Below are 14,011 nucleotides of genomic sequence, written 5' to 3' on the forward strand. Positions count from 1 at the left end.
GGCGTCCGTCCGGGGCGCGACCGGCCTCAGCGCAGCCGGTGGGGGTCACCGGCGGGCAGCCATGCCCCGGCGTCGCGCAGCCCGAGGGCCGCGGCGTCGACGCCCTCGCACAGTGCGTCGACCACCGCGAGTACGGCCGGGCGGACCTCGTCGGCCCGCCGGACCAGCGACCAGGTCCAGTACGGCTGCGGCTCCGCCAACGGGCGCTGGACCAGGTCGAGGGGCAACGAACCACCTTGCTCCTTGGGCGAGTTGACGACAGGCAGGCCGAGGCGGCGGACGTGGTCGAAGAACGCCGGACCGGTTACACCGCCGTGGGACACCTGCTCCGCGCGGATACCGGTGTCGCGGGCCAACTCCTGGGCGTAGACGTTCCAGGACTCCCAGGACGTGACATCGCCGTCGAGGAGCACTGCGGCCTCCCGTGCGCGGACCGGCCCGGCCGCCGGCCCCGCGGACACCGCGTACAGCCGGTCGGCGCCGGCCAACCGGGCCACCAGGCCCAAGCGTTCCAGGTCCTCCTCACGCGCCCAGCACACCGCCACGTCCAGGCTGCCGTCGGCCACCCGGCCCGCCTGGGCGTGCGAGGGCGCCACCCAGGGGTCGACCAGTACCCGGGCCACCGCGGAGGTCCGGGCACCAAGGTCGGGCGGCAGCCAGTTGACGTAGCCCAGCCGCACCGGCTCCGAACCGGACAGCCGCCCCGCCCGGTGCCGCAGGTCGTCAGCCCGGTCCAGCAGCGCCCGCACGTGCGGGAGCAACGCCGTGCCGGCCGGAGTGAGCATCACCGAGCGCCGGTCCCGGTCGAACAGCCGCACACCGAGGTCGCGTTCGAGCGCCTTGATCTGCTGCGACAGCGAAGGGCCGGCGATCAGAAGTCGCGCGGCCGCCCGGCCGAAGTGCAGTTCCTCGGCGACGGCGACGAAGTACCGCAGTTGGCGCAGCTCCACACCGATCATCCTACGGCCGCTGGGAGGCCGCACCTGTCACCAGGGAGGACGCCGGACGTGGCATCCGACCCAGCAGCCGACGCACGATGACGACACGTCAGCCCTGGCGCAGGGCGGGCATGGGGACGGGGACGGCGTAGGTGGTGGAGCCGATGCCGACGCCGCCCTGGCAGGTGTTGGGCGGCGTGGTGGACATGCCGCGGGCGGAGGGGGTCTCGGCGGCCCAGAACATGTAGCCGAGCATGCCCGGCGTCGTCCCCGCGCCGCCCGGCGCGGCGGACTGGAGCCAGCTGCCGGTGGTGCTCTCCAGCGACGAGGCGAAGTTGTTGCACTCGGGGAGCACCTGGGGTTGCCCGGCGAGGTAGACGCTGCCGGTGAACTTGGCCGGGGCGAGCGGCGCGATCGGCGGGCTGTACTGGGGCTCACCGTCGATGTGCTGTTGCCAGTTGGCCTCGGCAGCGGACGTGGAGGGCTGCTTGTTGGGGACCATCGCGTTGGCGTAGTCCAGCACCGGATTGCTGGTGCTGAGCCAGTTGGCCGTGGCGTACTGGGTGAGCCCGATCAGGTAGCGGTCGCCCGCGGCCAGGTCGATGGTGAGGCGGGCGGTCGGGTCGGCGCCGGTGGCGTCGTACGGGTGTACGGCCCGGTAGGCGCTGATGAAGGATTGAAGGCCCGTCAGGTTGGGGCTGGTGGAGTTCTCGTAGTCGATCTCGATGCCGACCCCGAGCTGGGTGGCCAGCGCTGCGGCCTTCTGCCCGAGCAGGGTGGGGTTCTGGCTGAGGGCGGTGTCCCAGTCGGCCGTGTAGGTGACGCCGCCGAGCGAGAGCATCACGCGGACGCCGTGGCTGGTGAAGTAGTTGACGACGGCCTGGTCCATGCCGACGGGCGCGCCGTTCACGTCGCCGGTGTCGTTGGTGCCGTCGAGCAGCTTGAGCGGGTCGACGAAGGAGAGCACGACCAGGTTGACCGACGGGGTGCCGTCGCCGCGGTCGATCAGCCAGTGGTTGTTGGTGTCGAAGTCGGTCATGTTGCGGACCGTGCCCCAGGTGCACTCGTCGTTGCCGCAGTCCCACGCGCCGTAGACCTGGATCGGCGAGGTCGTCGAGGCCGCCGTGGCGGAACCGGCAGAGGCGCGGGCCGCCTGCGCGGGTGCGGCGGCGGTTCCGGTGAGGGCTGCTGCGACCAGCAGGGTGGTTGCCGACAGGGTTCTGAAGCGTCCTGTGTGCATGCGCATCCTCGCCTCCAGGCGGGCCGGGCTCTCGGGTGGTGTGCGGTGGATCACAGGGTGGAGTGGAGCCTGGCGCTCCGTCAATGGTCTGGACCAAAAAGCGGTGCCGGTGCGGGAAGCGCCCCTCGGCTCTCTCCGCGCCGACGGCTCGCTGACGGCTCGCACCGACGGCTCGCACCGACGGCTCGCGCGGCTGCGGATCTTCACAGGTAATACCCCCTCCCCATCAGCGCCTCTTTCATGCCAGAGTGCTTGTCGAAGATCGCCGCAGGGACGAAGAGGAGCGGACATGCCCGAACCGGTCATCATCGGCAGTGAGCGCAGCGAGGTCGGCCTGCCCGCCGGGATGGACGTGCTGCGGCGGGGTGGGTCCGCGTTGGACGCCGTCGAGGCGGCGATGCGGTGCTGTGAGGACAACCTCGCCGACCACTACGTCGGGACCGGCGGTCTGCCCAACGCCCGTGGCGAGGTCGAGTTGGACGCCTCGGTGATGCTCGGTTCCAGCCGGCGCTTCGGCGCGGTGGGTGCCGTGCACGGGTTTCCGAACCCGATCTCGATCGCCCGCGCCGTACTGGAGCGGCTGCCGCAGCACTGCCTGCTCGTCGGCGAGGGCGCGGAGCTCTTCGCCGAGGAGAACGGATTCGCCCGCGCCGAGCTGCTCACCGACGAGGCGCGCGAGCTCTGGCGCGAGCAGCTGGACGCCGTGGCCCGCAAGGAGCTGGCGGATTCCGTCGAGGGCGAGAACACCGCCGCCGTGGCCGGGGACCACCGCTACCGCGCGGCGGCGCTCGACCTGGTGCGCAAGTTCGCGCCGCACGAGGGGCCGTGGGGGACCATCAACATCATCGCGCTGGACGCGTCCGGCGAGCTGTGCGTGGGCGTGTCCACCTCCGGGTACCCGTACAAGTACCCCGGCCGGGTGGGCGATTCGGCCGTTCCCGGCGCGGGCAACTGGTGCGACCTGCGGGCCGGCGGAGCCGCCTGCACCGGTCGCGGGGAGCTGAGCATGCGCGGCGGGACCGCCCGGACCATCGTCGACCACCTCGCCGCGGGCCAGGACCCGGCCGAAGCCTGCCGCCTCGGCCTGGCGGATGCCTCGACGCTGCCGGACGACTACCGCGCCGAGCTGCGCGCCCTCGCCCTGACCCCCGACGGCCGGCACGGCGGCGCGGCAGGTCAGCAGGGCAGCGTCTACGCGCTGATGACGACGGACTCAACCGAGCCCGAGTTCCGTCCCCGCGCGGTGCTCTGACGGTTCGTCACGGTTCACGGTTCGTCGTCCACACGCCACACGGTCGGAGGGTTCGCCGATGTTCACCACCCGCCCCACCCTGCAGGGCACCTTCGGCATGGTGTCGTCCACCCACTGGCTCGCGTCGCAGTGCGCGATGGCGGTGCTGGAGGACGGCGGCAACGCCTTCGACGCGGCGGTCGCGGCGGGCTTCGTGCTGCACGTCGTCGAGCCGCACCTGAACGGACCCGCGGGTGAGGTGCCGATCATCCTGGCCCCGGCCGGGGGAAGCCCGGCCGTGCTGTGCGGCCAGGGACCGGCTCCGGCCGGGGCCGGCGTCGCGCACTACACCTCGCTCGGCCTGGACCTGGTCCCCGGCACCGGGCCGCTCGCGGCGGCCGTGCCGGGAGCCTTCGACGCCTGGATGATGCTGCTGCGCGACCACGGCACCCGCGACGTGCGCGACGTGCTGCGCTACGCGATCCACTACGCCGAGTCCGGCCACCCGGCTGTGGAGCGGATTGGAGCCACAGTGGAGAGCGTCCGCGAGCTGTTCGAGCAGGAGTGGACCAGCTCCGCCGAGCTCTACCTGCCCGGCGGCCGGGCCCCGCGCGGCGGTGACCTGCTGCGCAACCCCGCCCTCGCCGCGACCTGGCGGCGCGTCACCGCCGAGGCGGAGGCGGCGGGCAGTGACCGCGAGACGCAGATCGACGCGGCCCGCCGGACGTGGCGCGAGGGCTTCGTCGCCGAGGCCCTGGTCCGCGCCTCGGACCGGCCGACCATGGACACCTCCGGCGAACGCCACACCGGCACGCTGAGCGGCGACGACCTGGCGGCGTACCGGGCCGGGTACGAGGCGCCGGTCACCGTGGACTGGAACGGCTGGACGCTGTGCAAGGCCGGACCGTGGAGCCAGGGCCCCGCGCTGCTCCAGCAACTCGCCCTGCTGCCCGACGGCTTCGGCACCGGCGAGACCGCGTACGGCTCGGCGGGCTATGTGCACACCCTGGTCGAGGGCGCCAAGCTGGCCATGGCCGACCGTGAGGCCTGGTACGGCGACGCGGCCGACGTGCCGCTCGACGACCTGCTCGCGCCCGCGTACAACGCCGCCCGCCGGAAGCTGATCGGGGACCAGGCCAGCCTGGAGCTACGGCCCGGTTCCCCGGACGGGCGGACGCCGCGACTGCCCGCGCACGTCGAGCATTTGCTCTCGGAGCTGGCCAAGTCGGGCGCGGAGGACGGCTTCGACGCGCTGGGCACGCTGCCGTCCGGCGCGGGGGAGCCGACCGTCGCGCGGGACGGCCTCACCCGGGGCGACACCTGCCACCTCGACGTCGTCGACCGCTGGGGAAACCTGGTCTCCGCCACGCCAAGCGGCGGCTGGCTGCAGTCCAACCCCGTCGTCCCGGAGCTGGGCTTCCCGCTCGGCACCCGCCTGCAGATGGCGTGGCTCGAACCCGGCCTGCCCAACACGCTCACTCCCGGCCGCCGCCCGCGCACCACGCTCACCCCGTCGTTGGCGCTCAGGGACGGCGTGCCGGTGATGGCCTTCGGCACGCCTGGCGGCGACCAACAGGACCAGTGGAGCCTGCACTTCTTCCTCGCGGTGGCCCTGCGCCCGCCGGTCCGCGGCCAGTGGGACCTTCAGGGTGCGGTCGACGCTCCCAACTGGCACACCGACGCGTTCCCGAGCTCGTTCTTCCCGCGCGGCATGCGGCCGGGCAGCCTGGTGGTCGAGGACCGGATCGGCGACGCGGTCGCCGCCGAGCTGCGTGCCCGCGGCCACCGGGTCACCCTGGCCGACCCGTGGTCGGAGGGCCGCCTCTGCGCGGTGGCCCGCGACCCGCGTACGGGAGTGCTGTCGGCGGCGGCCAACCCGCGCGGCATGCAGGGGTACGCCGTCGGCCGCTGAGCCGGGAGCCCCGCTCCACGTCACCGTGGCGGGAGTGCGTACACGTGGCTTCCGTGGACGGCGTAGAGCTGGGTGCCGTCCGTGGACAGCCACCACTCGTCGGTGGAGGAGTCTCCGTCCTGGAACGTCCACAGGGCCTTGCCAGAGGTGACGTCCAGGGCGGTGACGCCGCTGGACTGGCCGTTGATGAGGACCGGGCAGAAGACCGTGTCCGCCACCACGACCATGGGGGTGCGGCTGACGGTCGTGTCGACCTGGCTGGTCCAGATCTGGGCCCCGGTGTGGGCGTCGAGGGCGAGCGCGGTGCCGTCGCCCTGGGTCAGATAGAGGCGACCGTCCGCGTAGGCGAGGGAGTCGTAGTCGGCGTTGGTGAGCTTCGCGCTGGAGAGCCTGCTGTCTCCCTTGGCCAGGCCGTAGCCCGACAGCTGCGGGCCGGGCAGGAACAGGGTGTCGCCGCCGAGGAGGGGGAGGACGGGGTTCTGCCACTTGGGGTTGCCGTAGTCCTGGGACCACAGTTGCGCGCCGGTGCGGGTGTCGCGGACGACGATGTTGTTCTTGTCGTTGGTGTACACCAGGTAGCCGCTCGTGGCGAAGCCCAACACGTCGTAGCCGTTGGCCACGGTCCGGTGCTGGGTCCACAGCACCTGGCGGGTGTGCAGGTCGACGGCCATGACAACCTGCGTGCTGGTGTCGTCCCCGAACACGATGATCGGCTGCCCGTGGGCGTCGAGCTTGTACTGGTTGCCGATGAGGAAGGCGGCCTGGTCGTTGACCGCGAGCAGGCTGGTGAAGGCGTACTGCGCCGGTTCGGGCAGCGTCCACCGCTGGGCGCCGGTCGCCGGGTCGTAAGCGGACAGCGCGGGGCTGCTGCCGTCCTGGTTCAGCGTGACGAACAGTCCGCCGCCGTAGGCGACGGGTTGCTGCTGGTAGCTCGACGAGACCTGGGGTCCGGTCCACTGCAGGGCGCCTGATCTCGCTCTGAGGGTGACCATTTCCTGGCCGGCGACCGCAACCATGCCGTCCGCGGCCAGTGCCGGGCTCTGGACGGCCTGGTTGGCCGTGTAGCTCCACAGCGGTTGCGGAGGGACCCCCGGAGGGCGGGTCGCGGTCGCCGAAGGGGCCGCGGTGGCGGTACCGGACCGGCTCGCCGACGGGCTCGGTGTCGGTGCGCCGCCGCCCTGGCTGAGCGCGAGGGCGGTCCCGCCTCCGGCTGCGCCCAGGGCCACGATGCCGAGCCCGGCGTACACCAGGGTGCGCCGCGACACCGCGTCAGAACGCCCCGGGGGCACGGACGCCGTGGACGGCGGTGGCGACGGGAACGACGTCGCCTCCGAGGCAGCCGTCGGGGGACCTGCGTCAGGACCGGTGTCCCGGTTGCCGAGCAGAACGGTTCCGCGGTCCCCGCGGTCGCCTCGACCCGGCTGCGCCGCGGCACCGGCTGCCGGCACCCGTGGGTCCCCGCCGGCGGCCGGTGCCGGGAGAGGGGTCTCCAGCTCCATCACCGTGGCGGCGTGCCGTGCGATCGCGGAGGCGACCTCGGCCGGCAGCCACGCGTTGCCCGGCTGTGCGGCGACCCCCTCCGCGGCAAGGGCCGCGAGTACCTGGTCCGGAGTGGGCCGCGCCTGCGGATCCTTGGCCAGGCACGCGGTCACCGTCGGTAGGAGATCGTGCGGAACACCGGCCAGCTCGGGCGGCTCGTGGACGACCCGGTACAACAACGACGCGGCGGACTCCTGCCCGAACGGACCCCGCCCGGTGGACGCGAACACCAGGACCGCCCCCAGCGCGAAGACGTCTCCGGGAGGCCCGACCGGCCGACCGGACGCCTGCTCGGGTGACATGAACCCCGGTGAGCCGACCACCACGCCGGTGCTGGTCAGGCCGACCTCGTCCAGCGCGCGGGCGATCCCGAAGTCGATCACCCGCGGCCCGTCCACCGCCAGCAGCACGTTCGAGGGCTTCAGATCCCGGTGCACCAGCCCGGCCCCGTGCACCGCCCGCAGCGCCTCCGCCAGTACCGCCCCGAGGACGCGCACGCTGCCCGCGGGAAGCGGTCCGAACTCCGACACCGCCTGGGCCAGCGACGGCCCCGGGACGTAGGCGGTGGCCAGCCAGGGTGACGGGGAGTCGCGGTCCGCGTCCACCACGGGCGCGGTGAACCCTCCGGAGACCGAGCGCGCGGACGCGACCTCGCGCCGGAACCGCGCCCGGAAGTCCGGGTCGCCCGCCAGTTCCGGACGCACCACCTTGACGGCCACGGTCCGGCCGCCCGCACTACGGGCCAGGTAGACCCGTCCCATGCCACCCGCGCCCAGCCTGGCGACCAACCGGTAGGTCCCGATCTCTGCCGGGTCGTCAGCTTCCAGCGGCTCCACGCCATCCCCCTCGTTCACTGTGTCCATCCCCCCGAGTCGTCGCGGGGGTCCGTCGTGGTGCTCGGTGCCACGGGCGGCTGCACCGACCGGCAGGTCGCGTCCCCGCCTCCACCCCGATGCGGTCCGGCATGCTCACGTCCCGCCGTGCTCGGGAATGGGCAGGCCGAACCGTCGCCTCAGGCTCCATGCGGACACGACCGCTTCCGGCATTCGTCCGGCCCCACCCCGACCACCGTCCCCCGTTGCTCGGCCCCGTCACCGGCCCGGGCCGTCCGCGAGTGTCCCATGGTGTTCAACCAAGGCCAAGTTCGCCGACCGGCACGGCATCCAGCGGTTCAGCGCCTGGACGTGCGGCGACTGCGGCGCTCCGAAGTCCCCTGTTCGGATGAGTCCGCGATGCGTCGAGGACTCGGGGTCCGGGGCGGCCGACCGTCCACTGCGGAAGACGCCCTGACGGACGTTCCGGTGCCGAATGTCGGTGAGCGAAGCCCGCGACCGGGAAGTGCCAGTGCCGGTTGCGGCGGGCTCTACGGGTCTCCCCGGCCCTCGCTTCCGTACCATCTGTGGCCGGTGGAGAAGCTGCGACCAGCGGGAGCGTGCACGGATGGAGCCAGTGGACCGGTACCGGGTGGTCGTCTCCGACGAGTTGTCGGACGGATTGACGGATGCGCTCGGGGGCGTCCGCCTGTCCTCGATCAGCGGCGGTGACCAGTCCCCGCTGGTGTTCGTGGGACCTGGCCTGCCGCAGGGGCTGCTGCACGATCCCCGGCTCCGCTGGTTCCACAGCAGCAACGCAGGAGTGGACGCCGTCCTGCGCGCCGGGCAGGGCCGTCCGTGGCCGGAGAAGGTGCTGGTCACCCGTACCGTCGGGCGGATGGGTGAACGCATCGCGCAGTTCGTCCTGGGATGGCTGCTGGCGGAGTGCCAGAACATCCCGCTCTTCCTCGACCAGCAGCAGGACCGGGTCTGGCGGCGGCAGCCGGCCGAACTTGCGGGCGGGCAGCTTGCGGTGGTGTACGGGGTCGGCGAGATCGGGTCGGCGGTCGGCGGGCTGCTGCGGAAATGCGGGATCCGGACGGTCGGGGTCGCGCGAGCCCCGCGCCAGGCACCGGGGTTCGAGCGGGTGGTCACCCCCGGCAACGCGCCTGTCACAGACGCCCGTTGGGTGGTGTCGGCCCTGCCGCTGACGGATGCCACGCAGGGCTTCTTCGACGAGGCGCTGTTCCGCCGGTTCGCGGGAGCCACCTTCCTCAACGTCGGCCGAGGAGCCACCGTCGACATGGACGCGCTCGAGGCGGCTCTGGTGGACGGAAGCGTTTGTTCGGCTGTCCTCGACGTCCTCCCCACGGAGCCGCCTGCCGCGGAGGCCGCCTGCTGGCGGCTGCCGCGTACGGTCGTCACCTCGCACTCCGCCGGAGTGACCGAGGACAGCGACGTGATTGCCGACTTCACCGCATGCCTGCGTGAGGTGTCCGACGGTCGACGTCCGAGGCTCGCCGTGCGAACCGACGAAGGCTACTGACCGTCGGAGGGCGGAACACCGGCCTCCGGGCGGAGTTCACGGTCTGAGCCCGGAAGCGCGTGGGCCCCGCCGAACCTCCGGCGACGCGGGTCGGCAGCCCCCGCGTTTCCTGTGAGATCGTTCCGTGATCACCACTGGCTAGGGTGCCGCACATGCTCAACACGCACCGCCTGCACGTCCTGGCCGAGATCGACCGGTCGGGGAGCATCGCGGGGGCGGCACGGCGGCTCCGGCTGTCGCCCTCCGCGGTGTCCCACCAGCTCGCCCAGTTGGAGAAGGAGGTGGGGGTGAGCCTGGTCGAACGCGGGGCGCAGAGCCTGCGGTTGACGTCGGCCGGGCGGCGGCTCTCGCTGCGCGGGCAGGAGGTGCTCGCGCTGCTCGACGCCGCCGAGAAGGACCTGCTCTCCCAGGCCCGCGCGGACTCCGGGCACCTGCGGATCGGCTTCTTCGCCTCCGCCGGGTACCGGTTGCTGCCGCAGGCGCTGTCGCGGTTCTCCGGACGTTACCCCGCCGTGGAGCTGGAACTCGTCGAGGGAGAGCCGGACGACCTGGCCGACAGTGTGCAGCAGGGGGCCATCGACGCACTGATCGCTTTCGAGTACCCGTTCGGCCCGTGGGCGGTGCCGGACGGGGTGCAAGTACGGGAACTGCTCCGCGAGCCGCTGCACCTGGTGGTGCCGACGGGACACCCGGCGGGCCGACGCGCCCAGGTCCGGCTCCAGGAGCTGGCCGGGGAGCAGTGGATGTGCGGCACCGGATCGCCGATGTCCCTGCTGGAACGGATCTGCGCACTGGAGGGGTTCGTCCCCAACATCCGCTGCCGCAGCGACCACTACGAGGTGATGCTCGGCCTGGTCCGCGCGGGCATGGGGATCGCGCTGGTGCCCAGCCTCGGCATCAACGACACCCCGGGTGTGCAGACGACACGGGTGTCTGGGCCGCGGCTCTACCGAAGGGTGATGGTCGCCTCGCGGCCGGGCAACCCGAATCCGCTGCTCAACACCTTCCTGGCCTACCTCGGCAGCGTCGCCTCGAACCTGTTGACGGTGATGAACCGTCAACGTTCCGGAGACGGACGGTCCTGACCTGCGCGCCTGACTGGTGGTCCTGACCGGCGGTCCGGCGGCGTCGCTCAGCGTGCCACCGTGCCGCCGCTTCTGGCCACGACCTCGTCGATGCTCTCGGCGGCGCGCAGCACGGTGAACCGCACCGCGCCGTTGCGGGCGAGTTCGAAGCCGTGGACCGGGGGCATCGGCAGGCTGTTGTAGTGGAACGGCGCGGAGAAGGCGTAGGCGCCGGTGTCCGGCACGACGACCAGGTCGCCCGCGGACAGGCGCGGCAGCAGCCGCTCCTGCGCCAGCAGGTCGCCCGCGAAGCAGCACGGGCCGCCGACGTCCTGGACCTCCGGCTCGGCGCGGCTGGGGCTGCCGTCGGCGTCGTAGGCGAGGACACGCAGCGGCCACAGGTCCGGGGCGAAGGCGGTGCGGGCCGAGATCTGGGCGCCGGCGTGGGTCAGCGCGATGCGTCGCCCGCCGGAGGTCTTGGTGTACTCCACCCGCGTGGCCACGAATCCGTTGCGCGCCATCAGCGCCCGCCCGTACTCGGTGACGATCCGGAAGGACCCGTCGAACAGCTCCGGCACCTCCCGCCGGAGCACGCTGACGTGGTCCGCGAAGGTCGGGGAGTCGTTGTCGTCGGTGAAGTCGACGTGCAGTCCGCCGCCGATGTCGATGCCGACGACCTGACCGGGCCGCTGCTTGTTCACCTCCCGCGCGAAGTCGACGGCAGCCGCCACGCCCGCCGCGTTGAGGTCCAGCGGCACGCCCTGGGAGCCGACGTGGACGTGGACCCAGCGCAACCAGGGCCGGTCCCGGTAGGCGTCCAGCAGGCGCTCGCGGTTGCCCGGATCGGCCAGCGCGATCCCGAACTTGGTGGTGCGGCCCGCCGTCGACATCGCCGCGATGCTGCCGAGGCCGACCTGGGGGTTGAGCCGGATGCCGATCCGCTGTGCCGTCACGTCGGCTGTCGCGGTGCCGATCAGCCGGTCGACCCGTTCGAGCTCCTCGAAGTTGTCGATGTTGACGGCGATGGCGTCGCCAAGCGCCGTGGACAGCTCGGCGAGCGTCTTGACCGGCGAGTCCAACACCAGCTGTTCCGGGAGGAACCCGGCGGCGCGGGCCTGCGCGAATTCGCCGGGGCTGCTCACCTCGCAGCCCAGTCCGTGGGCGCGCAGCTGGGCCAGCACCGGCACCAGGGGGTTGGCCTTGGCGGCGAACGCGTGCAGGACGTCGAGTTCGGGCGGCCAGGCCGTGCGCAGCGCGTGGGCGCTGTCGCCGATCCCGGCCAGGTCCACGAAGGCGGCGACCGGGCTGTCCACTTCGTCCAGGAGTCCTTGGGCGACGGCGGCCCGGACGGCCGCGTCCCGCCGGGTGCGGCGTTTGGCGGCTGCGGAGCCGGTCGGGGTCGGGGGCGGAAGCATCGCTACCTCGCTCGCGGGAGTGCCGGGCGGTCGGACGGGCTCAGCCTGCACCGCTGAGCCGGAGTTGGGCGGGAGCATCGAAAACCTCGGTGCTCAGTCACCACTTCGTTCCCGGCTGTCGGTCGGCTGGGCTTCAGCAGTCAACATAACGGCTCACCACGGCGACTGCGCCGTGTGATCTGCACGACGCAGCACGACTTCGCACGAGGAGTGTGCCCATGACCGCCCGATCCTCGCCCGTCACGCCCGAGACGACCCAGGTGATCACCCCGGACGCCGTCGCCGCCCGGCCTGGCGCGCCGGTGTGGCCGACGGTGGCCGGTGCCGAGACGTGGTGGTGCGCGTCGGACCCGACGACCGCGAGCGTGGGACTGTGGCGCTGCGCCGCGCCCGGAGCTCCGGTGCGCGGGGTGCTGGGGCCGGGATGGTCGGTCGGCAACTCCTCGATCGGCTACGGCGGTCGGCCCTTCCTGGTACTGCCCGGGGCGGAGCAGCACCGCCTCGTCTTCACCCGCGCGTCCGACCAGCGGCTCTACGCCGCGGTCGTCACGGCCCTCGCGGCAGGCCTTCCGGAGACCGAGGTCGCCCCGCTCCCGCTCACCCCGGCCGACCCGGACGGCGTGCGCACCGCCTACGCCGACCCGATCCCGGGGCCGGAAGGCGGCGACGAGGTCTGGTGCATCCGTGAGACCACCCGCGCCGCCCCCGGCGACGAGACTGCCGATCCCGCGCCGCGCACCACCCGCGACATCGTCGCCGTCCCGCTGTCCGGGGCGGCGGCCGAGGACCCGGACGCGATCCGCGTCGTGGCGCGCTCGCACCACTTCCTCTCCGGGATCCGGCTCAGCCCGGACGGTGCCCGGCTGGCCTGGATCGGCTGGGACCACCCCGCCATGCCGTGGGACACCAGCGAGCTGATGGTGGCTCGGATCGAGGACGGGGTGGCCGCCCCGCCGGTGCGCGTCCTGGGCGGCGACGGCGTCTCGGTCCCGCAGGCGGAGTGGGCCGACGCTCACACCCTCTACGCGATGGGCGACCCGGACGGCTGGTGGAACCTGCACCGCGTCGATCTGACGGATGGTCATCCCGCGAAGGCGGACGCGGTCTGCGTGCTGCGCACGGACGTCGAGTGCTCCCACGCGATCTGGCGTGTCGGCGCGACCTCCTTCGCCGTCACCGACGCGGGCGTGCTGTTCCGCCGCAGCGCGGGCGACCAGAGCCTCGCGCTGTGGGATCCGGCGACCGGCGGGCTGACCGAGCTGGCAGGGGAGTGGACCGACTTCGCCGTCGGCTGGTCCGGCGACTCCTCGGCGGTGGCCGTCGTCGCGGCGAGCCCCACCGAGTCGGCGACGCCGCTGCGCCTCGACCTGGCGGCACGTCAGGACAGGGGTGCGCCAGGCATCACGGTCACCCGCTGCGTCCCGGCGAGCCCCGACCCGTTCGAGGACCGGCACTCGATCCCGCAGCGCCGCACCGTCGCGGTCGAGGGCGGTTGGGAGGTGCCCTACGTCTACTACCCGCCGACCCGTCCCCAGCTGCAAGGGCGAACAGGCCCGCCACCGCTGCTGATCGACGTCCACGGCGGCCCGACCAGCCGGACCGGCGGCACCCGCAGCCTGGAGCTGTCGCTCTTCACCAGCCGCGGCTTCGCCGTCGCCTCGGTCGACTACGGTGGCTCGATCGGCTACGGCCGCGCCTACCGCGACCGGCTGCGCCACACATGGGGCACCGTCGACGTCGCCGACAGCGTCGCCGTGGCCAGGGCGCTGGCCGACGCCGGACTCGCGGACCCGGACCGGACCGCGATCCGGGGCGGCTCGGCGGGCGGCTGGACGGCGCTCGCCGCACTCGCCCACACCGACGTCTTCTGCTGCGGTTCGGTCTACTACCCGATCAGCGACCCGGCGACCTGGTCGCACGGCGAGACCCACGACTTCGAGAGCCGCTACATCGAGTCCCTGGTGGGCGTGCTCCCGGACGACGCGGACCGCTACGCGGCGGTGTCGCCCTTGGCGCACGCCGCCGGGATCACCGTCCCGTTCGTGATGCTCCAAGGCCTGGACGACACCATCTGCCACCCCGACCAGGCCCGCCGCCTCGTCGCCGCCGTCGAACAGGCGCACGGGCCGGGCCTCTGTTTCCGCCATCTGGAGTTCCCCGGTGAGGGCCACGGATTCCGGCGCGCGGCCACGACCGCCGCCGCCCTCCAGGCCGAGCTCGACCTCTACGCCCATGTCATGGGCGAGCCGTGACGGCTCATCAGCCTTCGTGCGCGCATCATCCGAACCCGGGGCCTGTCCAACGGCTCCCACCC

General features: G+C 73.0%; 9 protein-coding genes. 5 read left to right on the plus strand and 4 right to left on the minus strand.

Features of this window, described 5'->3' with window-relative positions; all coding sequences use genetic code 11:
- Positions 1-26: 26 nt before the first annotated feature.
- Both I2501_RS02475 and I2501_RS02480 read right to left on the minus strand, forming a co-directional pair.
- Entirely contained in the window at positions 27-959 is a 933-nt protein-coding gene (locus I2501_RS02475) for a LysR family transcriptional regulator (RefSeq protein WP_215909175.1), read from the minus strand.
- A gap of 88 nt (positions 960-1,047) precedes the next feature.
- Positions 1,048-2,184, minus strand: a complete 1,137-nt coding sequence (locus I2501_RS02480; RefSeq protein WP_215909176.1) for a glycoside hydrolase family 18 protein — start codon at positions 2,182-2,184, stop codon at positions 1,048-1,050.
- A 283-nt stretch (positions 2,185-2,467) separates the two neighbouring features.
- Between I2501_RS02480 and I2501_RS02485 the strand changes: the two genes are divergently transcribed.
- Both I2501_RS02485 and I2501_RS02490 read left to right on the plus strand, forming a co-directional pair.
- Complete coding sequence (locus I2501_RS02485; protein ID WP_196192077.1) at positions 2,468-3,430, plus strand: N(4)-(beta-N-acetylglucosaminyl)-L-asparaginase; 963 nt, start codon at positions 2,468-2,470, stop codon at positions 3,428-3,430.
- Between the two features lie 58 nt (positions 3,431-3,488).
- Positions 3,489-5,321: a gamma-glutamyltransferase family protein gene (locus I2501_RS02490; protein WP_196192078.1), complete on the plus strand. Its 1,833-nt coding sequence runs from the start codon at positions 3,489-3,491 to the stop codon at positions 5,319-5,321.
- A 20-nt stretch (positions 5,322-5,341) separates the two neighbouring features.
- Here I2501_RS02490 and I2501_RS02495 read toward each other — a convergent pair whose 3' ends face one another.
- The gene (locus I2501_RS02495) at positions 5,342-7,714 is read right to left on the minus strand and encodes a protein kinase domain-containing protein (protein ID WP_196192079.1); all 2,373 of its coding nucleotides are present in this window, start codon (positions 7,712-7,714) and stop codon (positions 5,342-5,344) included.
- 586 nt (positions 7,715-8,300) lie between these two features.
- Between I2501_RS02495 and I2501_RS02500 the strand changes: the two genes are divergently transcribed.
- Both I2501_RS02500 and I2501_RS02505 read left to right on the plus strand, forming a co-directional pair.
- Positions 8,301-9,218, plus strand: coding sequence for an NAD(P)-dependent oxidoreductase (locus I2501_RS02500; protein ID WP_196192080.1), 918 nt, complete (start codon positions 8,301-8,303; stop codon positions 9,216-9,218).
- A gap of 152 nt (positions 9,219-9,370) precedes the next feature.
- Positions 9,371-10,303: a LysR family transcriptional regulator gene (locus tag I2501_RS02505; RefSeq protein WP_196192081.1), complete on the plus strand. Its 933-nt coding sequence runs from the start codon at positions 9,371-9,373 to the stop codon at positions 10,301-10,303.
- Positions 10,304-10,350: 47 nt separating this feature from the next.
- Here the strand turns inward: I2501_RS02505 and I2501_RS02510 are convergent, their stop codons facing one another.
- Positions 10,351-11,697, minus strand: coding sequence for a type III PLP-dependent enzyme domain-containing protein (locus tag I2501_RS02510; protein WP_196192082.1), 1,347 nt, complete (start codon positions 11,695-11,697; stop codon positions 10,351-10,353).
- Positions 11,698-11,915: 218 nt separating this feature from the next.
- Between I2501_RS02510 and I2501_RS02515 the strand changes: the two genes are divergently transcribed.
- Positions 11,916-13,949 (plus strand): alpha/beta hydrolase family protein, encoded by a 2,034-nt coding sequence (locus I2501_RS02515; protein WP_196192083.1) that lies wholly within the window; start codon positions 11,916-11,918, stop codon positions 13,947-13,949.
- The last annotated feature ends 62 nt before the right edge of the window (positions 13,950-14,011 follow it).

Origin of the sequence: Streptacidiphilus fuscans (assembly GCF_015690355.1) — a bacterium.
GTDB classification, from domain to species: Bacteria; Actinomycetota; Actinomycetes; order Streptomycetales; family Streptomycetaceae; genus Streptacidiphilus; species Streptacidiphilus fuscans.